This window comes from Alteromonas sp. W364 (assembly GCF_031846205.1).
Lineage (GTDB): Bacteria > Pseudomonadota > Gammaproteobacteria > Enterobacterales > Alteromonadaceae > Glaciecola > Glaciecola blandensis.
In genome coordinates, this window is record NZ_JAVRID010000004.1 from 387,494 (window position 1) to 406,835 (window position 19,342).

Below are 19,342 nucleotides of genomic sequence, written 5' to 3' on the forward strand. Positions count from 1 at the left end.
AGCTCTTCCTAAGTAGTCATCGCATCAACAGTAGTTTGTTAAAGAATTACTCGTTTAACAACTGGTCAACGAGCCTAATTGCATCACCAATATAGTTTGCAGGACTGAGTTGCTTCAAATCCGCCTTAACAGTGTCCGGTAATGCTAAGGTGTCGATGAATTCTGCCATAACGGTCGCGTTGACTTTTTTGCCACGAGTAAGCTCTTTGAGTTTTTCGTATGGTTTTTCAATACCGTAGCGGCGCATCACTGTTTGGATAGGTTCCGCTAGCAATTCCCAGTTGTTATCTAACTCGTCCGCTAAACTTTGCTCATTTACTTGCAGTTTGCTGATGCCTTTCAACGTGGCTTGATAGGCGATTACTGCGTATGCCAAGCCAACACCAAGATTACGTAACACAGTTGAATCAGTTAAATCACGTTGCCAACGACTCACCGGCAGTTTGCTCGAAAGGTGTCCCAGTATCGCATTAGCAATGCCTAAGTTACCCTCAGAATTTTCAAAATCAATTGGATTTACTTTATGCGGCATTGTTGAGGAGCCAATTTCACCCGCAATCGTTCTTTGTTTAAAATGCCCGAGTGCTATATAGCCCCAAATATCACGGTCGAAGTCAATGACGATAGTGTTGAAACGTGCAATAGCATCATATAATTCAGCAATATAGTCATGCGGCTCAATTTGAGTTGTAAAGGCGTTCCATGTAATCCCCAAGCTCTCTACAAATGACGCTGCGAAACTATGCCAGTCAGTGTTTGGATAGGCGCTAAGGTGAGCATTATAGTTACCGACTGCGCCATTAATTTTACCAAGTAAAGCGATGTCTGCTATTTGATCGCGTTGGCGACGTAGGCGAACGGCTACATTTGCCATTTCTTTGCCCATGGTAGTTGGAGAAGCCGGTTGCCCGTGTGTTCTCGCCATCATAGGAATGGTTTTGTATTCTTTTGCTAAACGAGTGAGTTCCGAAATGAGTTTATCGCAATAGGGTAATAAGACCTCATCACGGCCACCTTTTAGCATTAAAGCATGGGAAAGGTTGTTGATATCTTCTGAAGTGCAAGCAAAATGAATGAACTCGTTTATAGCGTTTAACTCAGCGTTACCCGCTACTTTTTCTTTTAAAAAGTACTCTACGGCTTTGACATCATGGTTAGTAGTCGCTTCGATGTCCTTAACGCGCTGAGCGTCAGTTTCGGAAAAATTGTCGACGATATCGTTTAATAATGCATTTGCTTCTGCAGAAAAAGCGGGTACTTCTGTCACATCTTCAAGTTTAGACAGGGCTTGGAGCCATCTAACTTCCACAACGACGCGTTGTTTAATCAGTCCATATTCACTGAAGTACTCTCTTAGTTCACTGGTCTTACTGCCGTAGCGGCCGTCAACGGGGGATAAAGCAGTAAGTGCAGATAAATTCATTATGGGTCCTTAAAAACGGTTTATTAATTGATAACTCGAACAGCCTGTTTGGCGGCTTTCAAAATTTGGTTTTTGTTAAATAGTATTTGACGACGCTTACCACCCATTTGTCGCCATAGTACGGCCGAGCGAACACCTGCTAGTAGTAGCGCCCGCACTTTGTGCTGATTGGTAATTTGCCCTAAGTGTTGCTGACCGCCAGCGACTTGGATTTTATGGGCTAGGGGGCTGACAACGTCGGTATAAACACTCGCTAAAGATGACATGATTTGTTGGTGCTCAAAATCAACATGCGCGAGTTGTCTCTGCACATGAGAGATTCGATCGCCCAATTCGCCAAGTGCTTTTTTGTTTTTCGATAGTTTACGCTCTAAGCTTAAAATCGACGCAACATAACGGGTTATTTGAGCATCTTTTTGACGAGTATCGTTATTCAATTGCTCAACTAAGGTCATGAAGCCCAACTTTAAGTTTGGCAAGGAGCCGTATACTTGCTGTGGACTATCAGGGTTAACGACTAAAATGCTCGAAATACTCGCTTCTACCGCTGCGGCATCAGCTTCACCGGTTTGTGCTATGCTTTTCACCAGCGCAGCCGCTTGACATACACCAGCTAAAGCGAGTTGACGTTCAATATCAGCGCTTATCATCATGTGTATTGTTCCTAGAGGTTACCAGCGGAGGGCATGGTTTGGACTTCATTATTAACGATATACCCGTCAATGATCCCACCACCTAAACAGACATCATTTTGATAAAAAACCGCAGATTGACCTGGCGTGACGGCTTTTTGTGGCTCATCGAAATGCACTGTCACAGTACCATTTAAATGCGGCTCCACTAGGCAGGCTATATCTTCTTGGCGATAGCGAGTTTTTACCGACATCTTTATCGGTTCCTGCGGACCTTTGCGGTCATTCCAATGCAATTGGCTAGCGACGAGTCCGTCTGAGAATAAGCGAGGGTGATTGGCACCCTGACCGACAATGAGCACATTCCTAGCAACATCTTTGTCGACCACATACCACGGCTCATCACCGTGCTCTTTTTTACCACCTATTAATAGACCTTTGCGTTGGCCAAGGGTGTGATACATCAAGCCCTCGTGTTCGCCAATCTCTTCACCTTCAGCTGTTTCAATGATGCCGGGTTTAGCCGGCAAATATTGGGCTAAAAAGTCTTTAAACTTTCTTTCGCCGATAAAACAGATGCCAGTGCTATCTTTTTTGTTTGCGGTAACTAACCCTTGTTGTTCTGCTATTTCGCGTACTCGAGGCTTTTCAATGTCACCCACAGGAAACAGCGTTTTAGCAATATGCTCGTGGCTCAGCGTGTACAAGAAATAGCTTTGGTCCTTGTTGCTGTCTTTTCCGCGGATCATTTTCCATATGCCGTCTTCATAACGACGTTGAACGTAATGACCAGTTGCAATGTAGTCTGCACCTAGATCTTCTGCTGCAAATTCTAAAAAGGCTTTAAATTTAATTTCTTTGTTACACATGATGTCGGGATTAGGCGTCCGACCTGCTTTGTATTCTTGCAAAAAGTACTCAAAAACATTATCCCAATATTCAGCTGCAAAGTTGATGGTATGCAAATAAATGCCAAGTTTGTCAGCAACAGCTTGAGCATCAGCCAAATCTTCCGCTGCTGCGCAATATTCATCGTTGTCATCTTCTTCCCAGTTTTTCATGAAAAGCCCCTCGACCTGATATCCCTCTTGTTGCAACAAGTAGGCAGATACAGATGAGTCGACACCGCCAGACATGCCAACGATTACTTTGGTTTCAGATTTGGGTTTTTGATTACTTTGCTGCGTGTTAGTCAATGACAAATTACCTTAATTCGCAATATTGGGAAAAGCGCTAAACAGGGGTTTAGTACACATGTAAATTCGGGCACGGATTGTACCAATAAATATTACTTTTTTATAGCATTCTCATAGCGATAATTTGTCTATATTAGCTTAACTTAGGATAAGCAAAGCAATAACAGTCGGTAATACATATAAACGTAAGTGGAGTAGCTTAAATTTCAACAAAGTGGCCAGAGGGAATGTTGTCAATGGTCCACTCGCCAATCTGATACCGAATCAAACGTAAAGTAGGGTAACCGATATGCGCTGTCATTCTGCGTACTTGGCGATTTCGGCCTTCTTTAATCACGATCCTTAACCATGTCGTTGGTATTGTTGCTCTAAAGCGCACAGGGGGATCTCTTTCCCACACATCTGGCTCTGCCATCATAGAAACCTTCGCTGGAGCGGTCATACCGTCTTTGAGTTCAACGCCTTGACGCAGTTTATCCAAGTCTAGTTCACTGGGTTCACCTTCCACTTGCACCCAATAGGTTTTCTCAGTTTTTTGTTTTGGGTCAGCTATCTTGTGTGCAAGTTTACCGTCATTAGTCAGCACGAGAAGACCTTCGCTATCTCTATCTAGACGACCTGCTGCGTAAACATCGGGTATATTGACGTAATCCTTGAGAGTGGCTCTGCCATCTTGGTCGGTAAACTGAGTGAGTACCATGTGAGGTTTATTGAACAGCAGTACCTTCCGGTCTTTGGGCTTAAGCACATTTTGCTGTTGAGCGCCATGAGAGGGTTTAGATCTTTTCGCTTTTGTCGAGGTGGATGACTTTTGGCGATAAAAAGTATTTCGAGTGTTTTTCACAGGTGACAACTGTATCGTTCATCATGTAGATGACGAAATTATGACACAAAAAAGCAGACGTAAGCCTGCTTTTTCATTTCTTTTTCGCTTTATACTCGCCAGGTTTTTATCTTTCTGGTTCGTCGTCGCTGAGTCCAATGTTTTCAGCATGTAAACCTTTGGGCCCTTGCTGAACTTCATACGTCACTTCTTGGCCTGCTTTCAGAGAGCGATACCCATCCATCTTAATCGTTGAATAATGAGCAAAAATATCTTCACCACCATCTTCTGGGACGATAAAACCAAAACCTTTAGCATTGTTAAACCATTTAACTTTGCCGACTGCCATACTACTACTTCCTTTTCTTGAACCTTGAAATACCACTAGCTTGCCCTCACAATAGAAGATAAGCGAAAGGTGTGACTCACTGCTGAAGCATCACTATTTAAAACTGTAGGTTTTTTGACCACTTGTTGTCAAGTCTAAATTACACTTAAAAGCAACTTAAAAACAAAATGATTAAAAAACTGTTCTTGTTCTCACTTTTAACACTATTATAGTAACTATGACTAGAGAAAACACCATTAATATTGACGGCGAAAAGCAACTCGACACAGTCAAAAAGAAAGTTGAGCCGCCACCGATGTACAAGGTGATGCTGAACAACGACGACTACACGCCTATGGATTTCGTTATTGAAATTCTGGTGACCTTTTTCAATATGGATACCGAAAAAGCGAATCAGCTGATGTTGACAGTTCATTATCATGGCAAAGCCGTTTGTGGCATATATACTGCAGAGATAGCAGAAACAAAAGTGATGCAAGTGAATCAATATTCACGCAAGAACCAACATCCATTGATGTGTACAATGGAACCGGCGCTATAATTAAGGGGAAGTAATGTTAAATAAAGATCTCGAACAAACATTGAATGAAGCCTTTGTTTTCGCGCGTCAGCACCGTCACGAATTCATGACTGTAGAGCATTTGCTACTCATGCTCCTTGACAACCCTGCCGCTAAAGAAGCGCTGAAGGCCTGTGGCGCAAGTATCGAAACACTGCGTTCAGAGCTAACTGATTTCGTCAATGAAACCACGCCACTTATGTCCGAACAACAAAGTGTCGAGCGTGAGACTCAACCGACGCTTGGTTTCCAGCGTGTCCTGCAACGCGCAGTTTTCCACGTTCAATCATCGGGTAAAGGTGAAGTGACTGGTGCAAATGTGCTTGTTGCTATTTTCAGTGAACAAGAGTCGCAAGCAGTTTATATTCTTAAAAAAGCAGACGTCACCCGCTTAGATGTTGTGAACTACATCTCTCATGGGGTGAGCAAAACAGACGATGAAGCTGAGCCACAAGAAGAAATTCAAGAAGAGGGAGCCGAAGGCGAAGAGAACCAGTCTATGCTCTCTAAGTATGCGAGTAACCTAAACGTTGCCGCAAAAGAGGGCAAAATCGACCCTCTTATTGGCCGCGATAAAGAAGTGGAACGCAGTATTCAAGTGTTATGCCGCCGCCGCAAAAACAACCCACTACTGGTTGGAGAAGCTGGGGTGGGTAAAACAGCGATTGCAGAAGGTTTGGCCTATCGCATCGTACAAGACGAAGTGCCAGACGTTATCGCATCTTCAACCGTGTATTCCTTGGACCTTGGTGGTCTATTGGCAGGAACGAAATACCGAGGCGATTTTGAAAAACGTCTTAAAGGCATTTTAAAAGAACTCAGTAAAGACCCTGATGCCATATTATTTATTGACGAAATACACACCATTATTGGGGCTGGTGCGGCTTCTGGTGGTGTGATGGATGCATCGAATTTGCTGAAACCTAAGTTGAGCAGCGGCGAGTTACGCTGTATCGGTTCAACAACCTATCAAGAGTATCAAGGCATTTTTGAAAAAGATCGCGCATTGGCCAGACGATTCCAAAAGATTGATGTGGTTGAGCCAAGTGTGAGTGATACCACTAAGATTTTGATGGGCTTAAAATCACGTTATGAGGAGCATCACAGTGTGCGCTACACCCAGAAAGCACTTGCTGCTGCGGCTGAGTTGTCAGCGAAATACATTAACGAGCGTCATTTGCCAGATAAAGCCATTGATGTGATGGATGAAGCCGGCGCTAGTCAACGACTATTGCCTTCATCTAAACGCAAGAAAACAATTAATGTGGGTGATATTGAGCAAATTATTGCCAAAATTGCACGTATCCCTGAAAAGTCTGTATCAGCCTCTGACAAAGAAGTGCTTAAGAACCTAGGACGTAACCTTAAAATGGTGGTGTTTGGTCAAGACAAGGCGATTGAAACGCTCTCTGACGCCATACAGCTATCTCGCTCTGGGCTTGGGAATGAATCTAAGCCGATTGGTAACTTCTTGTTTGCCGGCCCGACAGGCGTTGGTAAGACAGAAGTGACGCAACAATTGGCCAAAATAATGGGCGTTGAGCTGGTACGTTTTGATATGTCGGAATACATGGAACGTCATGCAGTTTCTCGATTAATTGGAGCTCCTCCGGGTTATGTAGGTTATGACCAAGGTGGCTTGCTAACCGATGCCGTGATAAAAAATCCTTATTGTGTGGTTTTGCTAGACGAGATGGAGAAGGCACACTCGGATATTTACAATATTCTGTTGCAGGTAATGGACCACGGAACATTGACTGATAATAACGGCAGAAAAGTTGATTTCAGAAATGTGGTATTGGTAATGACAACCAATGCTGGTGTGCAAGAAACTATTCGTAAATCGATTGGCTTCAAGCAACAAGACCATAGCCATGATGCAATGTCTGAAATAAACAAAACGTTCTCTCCTGAGTTTAGAAATAGACTCGATGGTATTGTTTGGTTTAATCACTTGGACGAAGACGTAATACTTCAAGTTGTTGATAAGTTCATCATTGAGCTTCAAGCGCAACTTGATCAAAAAGGCGTATCACTCGAAGTAACTGAAAAGGCGCGTGATTGGCTAGCCAAAAAAGGCTATGACAAATCAATGGGGGCTCGTCCGATGGGAAGAGTCATTCAAGAGCAACTGAAAAAAGAACTGGCTACTGAATTGTTATTTGGTCAGTTAAGCCAGGGTGGTGAGGTGAAAGTGGGTCTGAAGAAAGAGAAATTGACCTTTAGTTACACGCCAGTAACCAAGGCGAAAACAGAAGCGTAATTAGCTCACCTATGTAACAGAAAACGAAAAACCGCCTAAAGGCGGTTTTTTTCTGTGTGTTAGCGAAGCAAAGACGCTTGCTTCTTAATCGAATGTTCGATTTTAATTAACGGGCACGATAAATGATACGACCTTTACTTAAATCGTAAGGTGTCATTTCGACAGTCACTTTGTCGCCAGTTAATATACGAATATAATTCTTACGCATTTTACCTGAAATATGCGCCGTCACTACGTGACCGTTTTCTAGTTCAACTCTGAACATAGTGTTTGGAAGTGTGTCTAAAACCGTACCTTCCATTTCAATGCAATCTTCTTTTGCCATCTAAAGCAACAACCTCAATTTGTTAGTCAATAATTTTGCCGCGCAGAAGTTAACCCAAATAGCTATCTATGTAAAGGATTTCATGGCTTTTTTAATAATAAATGCCATTTATCTTCGAAGAATCGTTCTTGTGGTAAGAAGTTTTGTTTGTAGTTCATTTTCTGACAACCATCTACTTGGTAGCCAAGATACAGATAGGGCAGATCAGCTTCGACCGCTAAGGCGATTTGCTTCAATATGAAGAACGTCCCCAGAGAGCGTTTCGCCAAACTTGGACTGAAAAAGGTATACAGCGCCGAATATCCACGTTCAAGTTTGTCTGTTACCGCTACACCAATTAATTCGCCTGCCAAACGCGCCTCGAGGAATATGGGGGCTTGCCATTCACAGTTTACAAAACCAAAATATTGCTCTGGTGAAGCAGGAAACATACTGCCATCAGCATGCACTTCTGAGATATAACGCTCATAGAGCGTGTAATAATCATCTTTGTTCTCATGGCTGACTCTCACTTCAATATCTTTATTACGCGATAATACTCGTTTTTGGCTTTTACTCGCTTTGAATGCGCGAGCTAAGACGCGAACCGATTGACACTCGTTACAAGCCGTACAGTGAGGTCGATAAATTTGGTCACCACTGCGCCTAAATCCAGACTCAGTTAAGGCAGAGAAAGCGATGCGTAAACTTGGGTTGGGTTCAACACAAACAAGCAGTCGTTCCTCCCGGTCGGGCAGGTAGTTGCATGGGAAAGCTTGCGTGATACCAAATTTCATCAAATGTACTTACTCTAAGGAAATAGATGAAGTGTTTGTGACTACTTGGGGCGAGCTATGGTTTTCAGCGTAGATCAAATTGCTGATGGATTGCGGACGCCACACTTCTTCATTAGTGTTTGTTTCAGTATGTCTGTGTAATAGTGAAATAAAGGCTTCTCTGTCAATTTCTTTGCAACCTAGGGACGAAAGGTGAGAAGTACCCATCTGACAATCAATAAAGCCTAAGCAATGTTTCTGCATGTGTTGCACTAGGGCATACAAGGCCACCTTTGACGCATCGGTGCGTAAGTGGAACATGGATTCACCACAAAACACACCGCCAATAGCAACACCATACAAACCACCGACTAACTCTTGTTGCTCCCACACTTCGATAGAATGTGCGACACCAGCTTCATGGAGCCGTTCATAAGCTTCCTTCATATCGTCAGTGATCCAGGTCAGATCGCTGGTTTCGCCAACTTGCCCAAGACCTGTAATCTTACGAGGTACGTTTGCACATTCGTTAATGACTGCGCGGAAGTTATTATTCAAGGTTACGCGGAAATGCTTTTTACGAATGCTCTTTTGTAGGCTTTTTGACTTGTGGAAGTCTTCGAGCATAAGAATGCCGCGAGGATCAGGTGACCACCATAGATAGGGGTCACCATCTGAAAACCAAGGGAAAATACCTTGGCTGTAAGCACTAATCAGGCGCTCAGTAGATAGATCTCCACCGAAAGCCAGTAAACCATTAGGCTCTTCCAGCGCAAATTCAAGCGCTGGAAAACGATTAGTGTGATCTAGCCGGAAAAGCTCAAGCATCGTCAGTTACCACGAAGCACACTGTCTATTAAATACAATGCAGGACTTCGTTGGCGGTTTACAGGGCGTCCAAGAACTTTTCAGCATCTAAAGCCGCCATACAACCAGTACCCGCAGAAGTGATTGCTTGTCGATAGACATGATCACTCACGTCACCGGCAGCAAAAACACCTTCGACGCTAGTTTGAGTCGCATTACCTTCAAGACCACTTTTCACTTTAATGTAGCCATCTTTCATTTCAAGTTGACCTTCAAAAATGCCTGTATTAGGAGAATGTCCGATTGCAATAAACAAGCCCATCACTTCTAAATCTGAGACTTCACCTGTTTTCGTGTCTTTAATATTAATGCCGGTTACGCCCATGTCATCACCTAACACTTCGTCTAGCTCTTTGTTTAAGTGCAAAACAACGTTACCGTTTTTGGCTTTTTCCATAAGACGATCAGCGAGAATTTTTTCGCTTCTAAAGGTATCTCTGCGGTGAATAACGTGTACTTCAGATGCAATATTCGACAAGTAAAGCGCTTCTTCTACAGCTGTGTTTCCGCCACCAACAACCGCCACTTTTTGGTTGCGATAGAAGAATCCATCACAAGTAGCACAAGCTGAAACACCTTTACCCATGAAGGCAGTTTCTGAGGGTAAACCTAGGTATTTTGCTGAAGCACCTGTAGCAATGATGAGCGCATCGCAAGTGTAAGTACCTTGGTCGCCTGTCAATGTGTATGGACGCTTGCTTAAGTCAGTTTTATTGATGTGATCAAAAATGATTTCAGTATCAAATTTTTCAGCATGTTGCTGCATTCTAACCATCAGGTCAGGGCCGGTTAAGCCTTCAGGGTCACCTGGCCAGTTTTCGACTTCTGTGGTGGTGGTCAATTGGCCACCTTGTTGAATGCCGGTTAATAGTACCGGGTTTAGATTCGCTCGTGCGGCGTAAACAGCAGCTGAATAACCTGCTGGTCCAGACCCCAAAATCAATAGGGGGACGTGTCTGGTTTCTGACATGTATCTCTCCGAAAAACTGGATTAAATGTTGTGTAAGGATTGGGATGAAACTGTGCTTTTCAATAGTGCTTATTGAGCTATTGGTTTCAAACCCTGTGGGTGAAGTATAACCATACTTGGCAGAAGCCACCATCCTAAATCGCTATATCTTTTTGTTTGCAGAAATAACTTTATTTTTTGTGTTATTATCGAACAAACAGTCGATATATTATTGAACAATCGCTAAACCAAATTGGTGCTGTGTCGTATCAACATTACTTGTATACACAATTGTGCCCCGATGGGTTTATAATTAGTCCACAGATTGATGAAGGTGAATTGCTTTATGGCGTTACCACTCCCTGATGTTTTAAAAAATGGCCAGCAATATATGGACTCGTGGCCAATGCAAAAGCAATTATTTGGCCTTTTCCCTGAGTGTAGAATCATCGCGGCAACTAAGTTTGGTTTTAAAGTGATGCCTGCACTGGCGGTGATGACTGTCGCTATTCAACTGCATTTTTTGGGTGCAGAGAAACTACCCCAAGCGCTTACCTTAGGTATATTTTTCCTGAGTTTACCCGTACAAGGTCTTATTTGGTTGGGGTTGCGTTCGCAAAAAACGTTGCCGCCAGCAATGAAGTCTTGGTACCAAGAGATTTACACTAAAATGCAACAGCAGGGTTGTGCGCTCGAAGGTCTAAAGAGCAAACCTCGTTTTCAAGAGCTTGCTATGCTGCTTAAAACTGCGTTTTCCGAGTTAGACAAGGCTTTCACTAAGCACTTGTTTTAGGACTGTTTTACACTGTCTACATCGATACTGCTGTGTGCCTTTCAACACTCTGTTGTGACGAATAGCGCTTAGTTTGACATGCTCTGGGCATAAGCAACGGTAGTTATATTCACTAATACCCACATTACTAACGTCTAATTGATGAGTGACGTTCGCTGGCCGTTGAAACACTGAGTGCATGACTGCTTGCCATTCTCTCCCGTGCGGTTTTACCTTTCCATATAACTGATAGCACACGATATGAGCCACTTCGTGTGGTATGACTTGCTGAATAAACTCATCAATATTATCTTCAAACAGACTAAGATTTAAATTGATCAAATTCTTTTGTAAATGAGCGCTACCCGCTATTTTCCCTCTTTGTTTTAAGTTCAACATAGGTAACTCGAAAGTTTGATTAAAATAGTCTTCAGCAAGCACTATCTTGTTCGCAATTTCAGCTTTTGCTATTTGTAAGAGGGTTTCTTCGTTCATTGGCGTAGTTTACATCAGACAAAAAAAAGTGGACAGCCTAGACTGTCCACTTTGGATGTTTTCCGTTTTCTTCAGTAGTTGAAATCAGTAGTTAAAACTACAGAAGCATAAAAGCGTGATTAATCGATTTTACAATCCGTGCACAATGCATAACTGGCCATTGGGTCGTTTAATTGTGTAAATTGTGTCAAATCAGCATCAACCTGAGACAGTATGTCTTGCATTGCACTTCGCTTAGGTTCGATATTAAAGCTCGAAATGATGGATGTGCCCGATGCGAGGAATTTCTGCCACATTAACTCTTGCTCGCTTAACTCTCTGACCACATATTTTGTATCGTAGTCTTCAAGCTCAGCTAATGTTGCGGCTGAAGCTACAGCATCGTCCAAAGTGCCGAGTTCATCAACCAAACCTAGTTCTAAAGCTTGAGTTCCAATCCAGACTCGACCTTGAGCAATTTCGTCCACGGCTTCTGGCGTCATATTGCGTTCGGTAGCAACTAGATTAATGAAGCGTTCATAGCCACGCTCTATGTTCATTTGAATGACCTGCTTCATGCCCGGTGTTAGTCCACGAGTAGGACTCATGCCTGCAAAGTCAGTTGTACCAACACCGTCAGTGCGAACACCTACGTACTCTAAAGAGTTTTCGAAGGTAGTAATCATACCAAAAATACCGATAGAACCCGTGACGGTACTTGGTTCAGCAATAATTTTATCAGTGCTAGCAGAAATCCAGTAACCACCTGAAGCGGCATATGTCGACATTGAGGCAACGATGGGTTTGCCAGCTTCTTTCATCAATTCAACTTCTTTACGGATCACTTCAGAGCCAAATACGCTGCCGCCACCCGAATCAACTTGCAGCACCACCGCTTTGACTTTGTCATCCATACGCGCTTTTCTGAGCAGCGCAGCTGTACTATCACCACCAATCGTTCCTGGCTTTTGATTACCATCAAGTATGGTTCCTTTCGCAACCACGATAGCCACTTTGTCCTTACTTGATTCAGGCAAAGCAATGGGTGGCGTAATCACTTTCAGGTAGTCGTTGTAAGTAATCGTGTTGTAGCCTGTTTTGTTGTCGGCTTCACCTAACAATTCTATCATTTCATTGCGGAACTCATTGCGCGTGCGGAGCGCATCAACCCAGCCGTTATCTAGGGCATACTGAGCGAAGTCGCTGTTTGCAGCCTCAAATTTCGCTAAAATTTGTTCCATTTTTTCATCGAAGTTGCTGACATCCATACTTCTTGCGGATGCAACATCTGATTTATATTGCGACCATAGCTCGCCTAACCAAGCTTCGTTTGCAGCGCGGGCTTCTGGAGACATATCATTGCGCAAATAGGGTTCTACAGCAGATTTAAATTTACCTACTTTAAACACGTTCACAGTCGCTTTCAGTTTTTCCAAACCTTCTTTATAGTACATTCTATAACGACCGTATCCTTCAATGATCAAGGCACCCATAGGGTGTAGATACACGTTATCAGCATGCGCGGCGAGGTAATATTGGCTCTGTCCGTAATAATCGCCCATTGCATACACAGGCTTGCCTGATGTTTTGAAGTCAGTGAGTGCGTCGGCAACTTTACGCATTTTATCTAAACCGCCGCCGCCAAGACCGCCAAGTTGAAGAACGAGGGCTTTGATACGATTATCTTCCTTGGCATTGTTAATGACTTTCACTAAGTCACGCACTAATACTTCGGGATTATCTTGGCCTTGACCTATCGCTTCACCAATGAATTTTTCAGCAGGATCTACGTATTGCTTTTCAATCACTAAATTACCACGCAAGTTAAGCACTAATGCGCTGTCATTGGGCACCGTCAAAGGTTCGCTGCCGGAATTGCTTATCCCTATAAGGATGGCGATCAATATAATGAAGAAAATTACATTTAATACGAATTTTCTGGTGTAGTTAATTAGGTGCCAAGACCCAATAAAGAACGATTTCGTCCAGCTCTTTTTCTCTGACATGCTTTTTGTTTACCTTATAGTTTTTCTCACGTTTCATACTACCGAAACTAATGACCTTGCGACAATCATTAAATGTAAATGATTGTTACGGAGGCTGTTACATCTTATCTTTTCGTTCACTTTGTTTTAGCCACTCTTTCAAGAGTAATGCGACGGCTTCGTGATCTTTACCTGAAAACTGCATTAACAGATCGCTTTGTCGTTGTTGTACACTTTCTGACTTGGCATGCTTTCTCATAATACGCTGGAATGGCCTAAGTTTTTGTTTTGTACTCAAGGTTTACTCCCAATAAGACTTACTATATTTAGAATAGATATTTGTGCACTAGATTTCTTAGTATACGTACAAATTACATTCAAACAGTATACTATTTCTTGAACTGACTGGAGGTTATGCTATACCTCTTGCAAACAATACCTATTGGAGAGCAAATTTGGACGCCTTAGACTTGCTGTTAAATCGTAGTTCCCAGCCCCGCCTCAGCGCACCAGCACCAGAAGGTGTCGTGCTAGAAAATATCATGCAAGCGGCATTGAGAGCACCCGATCATCGATGCCTTACACCATGGCAGTTTGTGATATGTAAAGGTGCAGGTTTACACCGCTTAGGGGAAGTGTTTGAGCAGGCCGCGATCAATAGCAATGCTGATCAATCGAGTATTGAACGTGCACCACAACTCCCATTAAGAGCGCCTATGGTGATTGTCACTATTGCAAAATACAAAGAAGATCCAAAGGTACCATGGGTTGAACAGGTTGCTTCTGCAGCTTGTGCTATGAGTAACATGCAAATGGCAGCGCTAGCGCAGGGCTTTCAAGGAGTATGGCGAACAGGAAGTTACGCGCAAAATGAAGACGTAAAGACGGCTTTTGGTTGTGTTGAGCACGACGAAATATTGGGTTTCATGTATTTAGGCACGAGTAAGTTGAAAACAATGCCGAAACCACAGAGAAACAGTGGTGATTACTTTAGCATTTGGGAGTAGCGGCTTGCTAGTATCAGCAAGCCCAGCATACAGTCTAATACTTAGGTTTCACGCTTAAATGATATGCCAGCATTGTCTTGCAATCGCTTAATGAGGGCGTTACCTAACGCGGGGGCGGGCGTGTAAATGCCACCCTGTAAATTGTCATATTCCTCAACAAGACAGATTGCACTCTCTGATATCATTCTTGAGGTAGAGGCATAACCCGGATCACAGGTCGCTGAAACACTGACAATATGTGTTTTGTTATTGGTATCTTGTCCCAGAAACATCACATCGTAAAAGCCATTCTCGCGCTCTTCTTTACTCGGACCTTCTCCTGGCTTAGGACCTTCATCACTCGACAATGATTTATCACTGGCGACAGATTTCGCAATGGCTTCACCTTTGTCTCCGGGCCCGGTAAGCATCATTTCATCATAACGGAAAGCGTGGGTATAACGATGCCCTAGAAGTTGATTTGAGCGATGGATATTGCGCGTATTGATTGCTGCCATGATAAATGGAGCAACCCAGCTCTTTAAGGTTTCATCGAAATAGGGCTTATCACCATTTGGTTGCTCAACACCATTTGTTTCAAGCGCAAGTGAGTAGGGGTTCTTAAGTACTTTCATTACTTCAGGATCTGCAAAAGCGGCTTTCATTGTTGCTTTTAAGCTAGCGGCGGTACCACCTGAAAATGTCCCCTGCATTTTTCTCACACGGCCTTTTACGTATTCTATGGGTTCACCGCTTTCGGCAATGGCTGTTTCCTGCAAATGGAACACGCCCAAATCGAAAGGGATAGAGTCGAAACCACAAGAAAAAATAATTTTAGCCCCTGATTTTTCTGCATCGGCTTGATATTTTTCGATCATGTCGTGCATCCACGTCGGTTCACCACACAAATCTACGTAGCCAGTGCCTGTTTGAGCGCAAGCTTTAACCAAGTTTTCACCGTATAATTGATATGGACCAACGGTGGTGAGCACAACGGCAGCTTGCGATGCCATCGCGATAATACTTTCTTCGTCTTTACCATCGGCTTGAATAAGCGGCGTGTCGGCGGGCGCACCAAGCTGATCTCTTATGCCCGCTAGCTTCTCTAAATTCCTGCCTGCCATTGCCCATGTAATATTACTATTGCTTGAATATTGGCTCAGAAAGTACTCAACCACCAATTGACCAGTGAATCCGCTTGCGCCATAAATCACGACGTCGTAAGTCTTGCCTGCGTTGTTTATCATATTCATCTCGCTTGTTGTTTGGGTTTTATCTGGATGACTTACTACTATACGATTGAAACTCCTACAGCGATATTTTTTTCCTTTATTTACAGATATCACCAAAATTGTTGTCACACTTTCTTCTCAGTGCGTTTCTTAGCTATAAGACCAGCAAAATTCTTGCTTTTTACATTCTCATTATGCAAAGGAATATGAACATGACGCGTTTTTTAACTACCAGCAAAGCAATGCTCAATAACATTAAGACAAGTAAATTAAATCCATCGTCCGCCATTTGGCAGCAGTTTGCGATTGTAATGGTGCTTCTTGGAGTTGTATTGCCAGCAGTTTTACAAGCAAAAACCAAAGTGACACAAGCTGAACAATTGACGACTGATATGGGGACATTCAGCGTTGTGAATCAAGCTAGCGAGCTACACAAGCAAGCGATAATTTTTATACCCGGTTTAATGTCGAACCCTTCTGTTTATTCTGGGATAAAGGAACAATTTGAAGAGCAATTTGATGTGCATCTAGTGGCAATAAAAGGCTTTGCTGGCACCCCTCAAGATAGCGAATTTAGTTTTGAGCAATTATTGCTGGACTTGCGTGCTTATATTGCTCTTAAAAAGCTAGATAAACCACATATTGTAGGGCACAGCATGGGCGGACTGATTGGTTTAAGTATGGCGGCAGAGCACGAAGAACTTATCGGCAAAGTGGTTTCGATAGATGGCTTGCCTTTCATTGGGCCTATTTTCACTCGAAGCAACGATACCGTAGTTGATCATATGGAGCCTCAAGCCCAAGCGATGAAAGCGATGTTTCAGGCAATGCAGCCAGAACAGTTGGCAGCGCAAACAAAACGCGGTATTTTTATTCAAGCTAAGTCAGCGGATGATCAAGCTCATATCGTAGAAATGGCAAAGAAATCCGACCCGATCACTGCGGGGACTGCTTTGTACGAAGTGATGCTTAAGGATGTGCGAAAGCCACTTCAAACAAGTAAAACACGCATGCTACTGTTAGGGGCTTCAGGCGCTTTTACTCAAGATGCTCAACATCAATCGGTACAAGATTTATATGAGCAACAGTTTGAAAATGTGAAAAACGCTACGGTAATTATGAATACTCAAGCGCGCCATTTCATTATGTTTGACCAGCCAGCGTGGTTAGTGACGCAAATTAGCTCATTCTTGGAGGAATAGGGATGTTTAGTACAACAAGTTCTCAGACAACTAGCACCGATATTGAATTGGCTCAACAAGGCGATCATCAAGCCTATGAACGCATTATTCGACACTCACAAAATTTGGTCAGTGCTATTGCACTCGCTATCGTTAAAGATGTCGACGATAGTGAGGAAATTGCTCAACAAGTCTATGTCAGTGTGTGGCAAAACTTACAACAATTGAAAAATCCTGAAAGCTTTTTACCTTGGCTCAGGCAAACGACAAGATATGCGGCCTTGAATTACATTCGTGATAATAAGCTTAACGCTCGCGTGGATTCCGACGAAGCTACCTTGTTGTTAGCGCAACTAGAAACCGATGAAAATACGCATGATGAAAAATTTAGCCGTGATCAAAATAAGCGTTTGGTAGCTCAATTTATTGACCAGCTTTCAGAGGAAGATAGAGAAATCGTACTGCTTTATTATCGGGAAGAGCAGTCTAGTAAGCAAGTTGCTCAGCTTCTTAGCCTTAGTGAGTCAAGCGTTAGGAAAAAGCTTTCCCGAGCACGTGCAACGCTAAAAAATAAAATACTAAAACATGTTGGAAGCGCCATTTATAGTACGGCGCCAAGTATTGGTTTCAGCGCCGTGATACTCGGTTTAATTACGCCAAGTGGGCCGGTTGCTGCTTCATTGGCCACTGCAAGCCTTTCAACTGCCACAGTAAGTGGTAATGCAAGTGGCAGTTTTTGGGTAAAAATTCTAAGTGTGTTAGGTGGTTCGATTCTGGGAGCATTTTTGGCTGTATTGGCGGTCATTTGGTCCTCAAAAATGGCCATAGCTAACTTACCGAATGACGATAAAAAGCGCACTATGAAGCGTTATAGAAACGAACTCATTGCTTGGGTTTTGATTTGGGGAGTATTTATAACTGCGGCGTATGAATTGACAAGTGGTTGGCTCGGTCCAGTCATCACTTTTAGCATATTCGCTATCGGTCTGTTCGTATTGATGTTAAGAAGTATGTCCTTTCTCCATGAAAATGCGACGTTCGAGAAAAGCGGTAAACCTAGGCAAAAAACGACACGCATGATGGCGGTCTTTAATTATTCTTGCTTGTTCTTGGGCATTGGAACTGGTTTCGCAGGCTTAATCATTGGCTTGGTGTCCAGTGGACGCTTAGTCTTTTAGTTTTATTTGCATTGCGGGATTATTATGCATGCGAAGTAATGAAATCAACTTTTAGTAAAAGCCAATTTAAGCCCATGTTTTATAGAATTTGATTCGAATACTGAGCATGTATTTACCATGAATGCATACTAACCACATAAAATAATGTAGAACTTATCATCGAATAAATAGTAAGCTATTGAAAATAAATAAGTATAAGGGCTGTGTGATATGGTTATGTTTTGTTTTTACCATGCGGTCAGGATAATAAGTTGTTAGATGTCTGGAGGAATTTTGGATAAGCAAGCACGGATGGAGTTGCGTCGACAAAATGGTACGCGTTCGATTCCAAAGAAAGTAGAAAAAGTGCTCGGCCCAGATTATGCGATGGCCTTTGCTTGCTTTACCTGTAAAACTTCAATTATGAGACACTTTGATGCTTCCCCTTGTGACTACCCACGCGCTGCAAAGTGTCCTGTATGCAATAGCAAGACGATAAATTTAGGTAGAAACTTTAAGCCGCCCAAAAAATCAGATACTGCTCAATGGAAAAAAGTGAAATATCTTGTGGAACATGGTTTCATATTTCAAAAGATTAGAGTGGAGCCAAGTACTCTTGATAGTATTCCATATCCTGACACTCTTGCCGAAGCCAAAGAGTTTGTTGTTAAATATAGAAAGTGGGCAATCAAATATGACATCTAACAAAAGTTTTGAAGACGGATGTGCCGGAAGAACGCCGTCCCACCGCTTAAAACGGTGTTAATTGCTCTGTGTGTAAATTTACTACTCTTGATTCTATAAACTGCTAAACTAATCATAGTTAAATTGTTTGGGGATATTTTTATGTCGGAAGCTTTTAAAAACCTTATGGATAGCATTGATCAAATGAGCACAAAAGAGAAAGCTCTAGCTGCTCATTGTTTATTATCAGCAATGGATGGACATGCTGATGATGACGTTGAACAAGAGTGGATATCACTGGCAGAAAAACGAAGCAATGAATTGGAAAGCGGTAAAGTTAGCCCGACTACATGGGACCAAATCAAGCAAAAATTGTAAGCTATGTGCCTGATTTATTATTTCACCCAGACACCACAGAGGAAATAAAATCGTCCTTTGATTGGTATCAAGAACAAGTAAAAGGTCTCGGATTCGAGTTCGTACAAGAGTTAGACGATGCCTTTAATTCTATCCAATCCTTACCACAAACTTGGCCTAAAATGGGGCAATACCATAGACGCTTTATCTTAAGTCGCTTCCCGTATTCTGTTATCTATAAAAACGTAGATGAAAAAAGAATTTATATTGTTGCGATTATGCATAACCACCGCAAGCCCGGCTATTGGAATGACCGCAATTAACAAAACGGTGAAGACGGATTTGCCACAAAAGCGCTACCAAACCGCTTATC

General features: G+C 42.7%; 22 protein-coding genes. 9 read left to right on the forward strand and 13 right to left on the reverse strand.

Annotated elements, in window-relative coordinates; genetic code table 11:
• Positions 1–46: 46 nt before the first annotated feature.
• The 5 genes from purB to cspD all read right to left on the reverse strand — a co-directional run bounded on the left by purB (position 47) and on the right by cspD (position 4,423).
• Positions 47–1,423, reverse strand: a complete 1,377-nt coding sequence (gene purB / locus RM556_RS09005; protein WP_311374405.1) for an adenylosuccinate lyase — start codon at positions 1,421–1,423, stop codon at positions 47–49.
• Positions 1,424–1,446: 23 nt separating this feature from the next.
• A complete protein-coding gene (gene hflD / locus RM556_RS09010; protein ID WP_311360728.1) occupies positions 1,447–2,073 on the reverse strand; it encodes a high frequency lysogenization protein HflD in 627 nt (208 codons plus the stop codon).
• 14 nt (positions 2,074–2,087) lie between these two features.
• The gene (gene mnmA / locus RM556_RS09015) at positions 2,088–3,251 is read right to left on the reverse strand and encodes a tRNA 2-thiouridine(34) synthase MnmA (protein ID WP_311360614.1); all 1,164 of its coding nucleotides are present in this window, start codon (positions 3,249–3,251) and stop codon (positions 2,088–2,090) included.
• A 199-nt stretch (positions 3,252–3,450) separates the two neighbouring features.
• On the reverse strand, positions 3,451–3,999 hold the full coding sequence (locus RM556_RS09020; RefSeq protein ID WP_311374420.1) for a pseudouridine synthase: 549 nt from the start codon (positions 3,997–3,999) through the stop codon (positions 3,451–3,453).
• 202 nt (positions 4,000–4,201) lie between these two features.
• Complete coding sequence (gene cspD / locus RM556_RS09025) at positions 4,202–4,423, reverse strand: cold shock domain-containing protein CspD (RefSeq protein ID WP_311360613.1); 222 nt, start codon at positions 4,421–4,423, stop codon at positions 4,202–4,204.
• 217 nt (positions 4,424–4,640) lie between these two features.
• On the opposite strand from cspD, the gene clpS reads away from it, so the two are divergent.
• On the forward strand, positions 4,641–4,964 hold the full coding sequence (gene clpS / locus RM556_RS09030) for an ATP-dependent Clp protease adapter ClpS (protein WP_311360612.1): 324 nt from the start codon (positions 4,641–4,643) through the stop codon (positions 4,962–4,964).
• Between the two features lie 13 nt (positions 4,965–4,977).
• Positions 4,978–7,245, forward strand: a complete 2,268-nt coding sequence (gene clpA / locus RM556_RS09035) for an ATP-dependent Clp protease ATP-binding subunit ClpA (protein WP_311360611.1) — start codon at positions 4,978–4,980, stop codon at positions 7,243–7,245.
• 106 nt (positions 7,246–7,351) lie between these two features.
• Here clpA and infA read toward each other — a convergent pair whose 3' ends face one another.
• The 4 genes from infA to trxB form a co-directional block, all read right to left on the reverse strand.
• Positions 7,352–7,570, reverse strand: a complete 219-nt coding sequence (gene infA, locus RM556_RS09040; protein ID WP_006010397.1) for a translation initiation factor IF-1 — start codon at positions 7,568–7,570, stop codon at positions 7,352–7,354.
• A gap of 80 nt (positions 7,571–7,650) precedes the next feature.
• On the reverse strand, positions 7,651–8,346 hold the full coding sequence (locus tag RM556_RS09045) for an arginyltransferase (RefSeq protein WP_311374406.1): 696 nt from the start codon (positions 8,344–8,346) through the stop codon (positions 7,651–7,653).
• Between the two features lie 9 nt (positions 8,347–8,355).
• Complete coding sequence (aat, locus tag RM556_RS09050) at positions 8,356–9,153, reverse strand: leucyl/phenylalanyl-tRNA--protein transferase (RefSeq protein WP_311374407.1); 798 nt, start codon at positions 9,151–9,153, stop codon at positions 8,356–8,358.
• A 58-nt stretch (positions 9,154–9,211) separates the two neighbouring features.
• A complete protein-coding gene (gene trxB, locus RM556_RS09055) occupies positions 9,212–10,162 on the reverse strand; it encodes a thioredoxin-disulfide reductase (RefSeq protein WP_311374408.1) in 951 nt (316 codons plus the stop codon).
• A 325-nt stretch (positions 10,163–10,487) separates the two neighbouring features.
• Here trxB and yfbV point away from each other — a divergent pair, with 325 nt between their 5' ends.
• A complete protein-coding gene (gene yfbV / locus RM556_RS09060; RefSeq protein WP_311360608.1) occupies positions 10,488–10,934 on the forward strand; it encodes a terminus macrodomain insulation protein YfbV in 447 nt (148 codons plus the stop codon).
• Here yfbV and RM556_RS09065 read toward each other — a convergent pair.
• The 3 genes from RM556_RS09065 to RM556_RS09075 all read right to left on the reverse strand — a co-directional run bounded on the left by RM556_RS09065 (position 10,902) and on the right by RM556_RS09075 (position 13,670).
• Positions 10,902–11,408 (reverse strand): SprT family zinc-dependent metalloprotease, encoded by a 507-nt coding sequence (locus RM556_RS09065; RefSeq protein WP_311374409.1) that lies wholly within the window; start codon positions 11,406–11,408, stop codon positions 10,902–10,904. The two genes, yfbV and RM556_RS09065, sit on opposite strands and share 33 nt — an antisense overlap.
• A gap of 119 nt (positions 11,409–11,527) precedes the next feature.
• The gene (gene sppA / locus RM556_RS09070) at positions 11,528–13,393 is read right to left on the reverse strand and encodes a signal peptide peptidase SppA (RefSeq protein ID WP_311360606.1); all 1,866 of its coding nucleotides are present in this window, start codon (positions 13,391–13,393) and stop codon (positions 11,528–11,530) included.
• Positions 13,394–13,490: 97 nt separating this feature from the next.
• Positions 13,491–13,670, reverse strand: coding sequence for a hypothetical protein (locus RM556_RS09075; RefSeq protein ID WP_311360605.1), 180 nt, complete (start codon positions 13,668–13,670; stop codon positions 13,491–13,493).
• Positions 13,671–13,827: 157 nt separating this feature from the next.
• Between RM556_RS09075 and RM556_RS09080 the strand changes: the two genes are divergently transcribed.
• Positions 13,828–14,379 (forward strand): NAD(P)H nitroreductase, encoded by a 552-nt coding sequence (locus RM556_RS09080; RefSeq protein ID WP_311374410.1) that lies wholly within the window; start codon positions 13,828–13,830, stop codon positions 14,377–14,379.
• Between the two features lie 41 nt (positions 14,380–14,420).
• Here RM556_RS09080 and RM556_RS09085 read toward each other — a convergent pair whose 3' ends face one another.
• Positions 14,421–15,605: a saccharopine dehydrogenase NADP-binding domain-containing protein gene (locus RM556_RS09085; protein WP_311360603.1), complete on the reverse strand. Its 1,185-nt coding sequence runs from the start codon at positions 15,603–15,605 to the stop codon at positions 14,421–14,423.
• A gap of 197 nt (positions 15,606–15,802) precedes the next feature.
• Between RM556_RS09085 and RM556_RS09090 the strand changes: the two genes are divergently transcribed.
• From RM556_RS09090 to RM556_RS09110, 5 genes are all read left to right on the forward strand, one after another.
• Positions 15,803–16,792, forward strand: a complete 990-nt coding sequence (locus tag RM556_RS09090; RefSeq protein WP_311374411.1) for an alpha/beta hydrolase — start codon at positions 15,803–15,805, stop codon at positions 16,790–16,792.
• Between the two features lie 2 nt (positions 16,793–16,794).
• Positions 16,795–17,949, forward strand: coding sequence for a sigma-70 family RNA polymerase sigma factor (locus tag RM556_RS09095; protein WP_311374412.1), 1,155 nt, complete (start codon positions 16,795–16,797; stop codon positions 17,947–17,949).
• Between the two features lie 273 nt (positions 17,950–18,222).
• Entirely contained in the window at positions 18,223–18,633 is a 411-nt protein-coding gene (locus RM556_RS09100) for a hypothetical protein (RefSeq protein ID WP_311374413.1), read from the forward strand.
• Between the two features lie 141 nt (positions 18,634–18,774).
• Positions 18,775–18,990: an addiction module protein gene (locus RM556_RS09105; RefSeq protein ID WP_311374414.1), complete on the forward strand. Its 216-nt coding sequence runs from the start codon at positions 18,775–18,777 to the stop codon at positions 18,988–18,990.
• Positions 18,963–19,292, forward strand: a complete 330-nt coding sequence (locus RM556_RS09110; protein ID WP_311374415.1) for a type II toxin-antitoxin system RelE/ParE family toxin — start codon at positions 18,963–18,965, stop codon at positions 19,290–19,292. Before RM556_RS09105 ends, RM556_RS09110 begins: the two co-directional genes overlap by 28 nt.
• Positions 19,293–19,342: the final 50 nt, after the last annotated feature.